This is a genomic window from Peribacillus sp. NPDC060253, from assembly GCF_042727425.1.
Lineage (GTDB): Bacteria > Bacillota > Bacilli > Bacillales > DSM-1321 > Peribacillus.
In genome coordinates this window covers 1-1,696 of sequence record NZ_JBHXAS010000264.1, presented here as the reverse complement: position 1 = coordinate 1,696, position 1,696 = coordinate 1, and the positions used below count along the sequence as shown (strand labels likewise).

At 35.8% G+C, this 1,696-nt stretch carries 1 protein-coding gene; it reads left to right on the top strand.

Annotated features, from left to right (window positions below):
* Positions 1–148 precede the first annotated feature (148 nt).
* Positions 149–1,522 carry an aspartate aminotransferase family protein gene (locus ACFWE9_RS26845; protein ID WP_377359665.1) on the top strand — a complete coding sequence of 458 codons (1,374 nt, stop codon included), beginning with the start codon at positions 149–151 and terminating at the stop codon, positions 1,520–1,522.
* Positions 1,523–1,696: the final 174 nt, after the last annotated feature.

Genomic DNA, 1,696 nt, shown 5'->3' with positions numbered 1-1,696 from the left:
CAATATTAAATTGGTTCAAAAAGTAATTTTCTAAAAAAATAAAACCTTAGGTTGCAAACGCTTACTTAAGTTGTGGAGATTATCGGCTTTGCTTAGCTTATAATCACTTCGCATGAAAATCGAAATTTTTATAAAGGGGAAGATCGTTATGATACTAGAACACAATTCAACGTTATCAGAAAACACAAAAAAATCAGCTGAATTATTTGAAAAAGCTTGTGAAGTGATTCCAGGCGGTGTCACAGCAAATATTAAATACTTCGCTCCGCACCCACTAATGATGGAAAAAGGAAAAGGCAGTAAGTTATATGATGTGGATGGTAATGAATATATCGATTATCTATTATGTTATGGAGCTCTTATTTTAGGACATGGACACCAAAAAGTATTTGAGGCTGTGACAAAACAAATGTTGGAGTCTGGTACGACAATTTTTGGTACGCCCCATGAGATGGAAATCAAAATGGCAGAAAAATTAATAGAATTATATTCTGGTATAGAAATGGTTCGTTATACGAATTCCGGCCTAGAAGCAACACTTCTCGCAATTCGTACCGCGGTTGCTTATACGGGTAAACCGAAACTAGCAAAGTTTGAAGGGCATTATCATGGAGGGTATGATCAAGTATTGGTTAGTGTTAACCCTGATATGGATAAAGCAGGGGACCCAAAAGCTCCAAAATCAGTTGGAGAATCAAGAGGATTACCAGATTACTATATTGAAAATACTGTTGTTCTTCCATTCAATGATTTAGAATCTACCGAAAAGATTTTACGCGCACATGCACATGAATTAGCTGGCGTTATTTTAGAACCGATTCAAGGCGGATTTATACCTGCTGAACAAGAATTCATGGATGGTCTTCGTAAGCTTACGGAAGAACTTAATATTGTCCTAATTTTTGATGAAGTTAAGACTGGGTTCAGATTATCAATTGGAGGGGCACAAAAAATATATAATATTAAACCAGATATTACTGCGTTAGGAAAAGTTCTAGGTGGAGGATTCCCTGTCGGGGCTATTGGAGGGAAGAAGGAAATTATGATGATCACCTCAGCGAGAGGTGGACGTGATATTTTAACAGCTGGAGCGAAAAATACGGATAAACGTGATCCTCTATATCATAGTGGAACATACAATGGTCATCCAACCATACTGGCTGCTGGGTTAGCTACTATAGACGTGTTAGAAAAAGAAGGAACAATGGATGACTTGTTTGCCAAAACTCAATCCCTACGTAAGCAACTAGAAGATGTATATAAAAAACATGGCCTGAGCATGCAAACAGTCGGTATGGGCAGTATCTTCAATATCATCTTATCCGAAAATCCAATTAAAAATTATCGTGATATGGAAAAGGCAGATATGAAATTAAGAAAGGAAATAGATTATGAGTTATTAAAATTGGGGGTTTATACGAAGCCTCTAAATCGCTATTCGATGTCTGTAGTTCACACGGAAAATGATATTCTTCGAACGGTGGAAGCTCATGATGAAGCTATTAAACGAGTCCTGAAATGATTCACGGTGAATGAAATATAGATATAAAAAGGACCGGTTAAGGTGATCTTACCATTAATCCGGTCTTTTTTTTATATAATAAAATACGTACAGATTAGCTTGACAATAAAGGATGAATAAAACTATTGTTTAATTATAACCATATAAAATTGGGATAGGTATACTCCTGAAAAT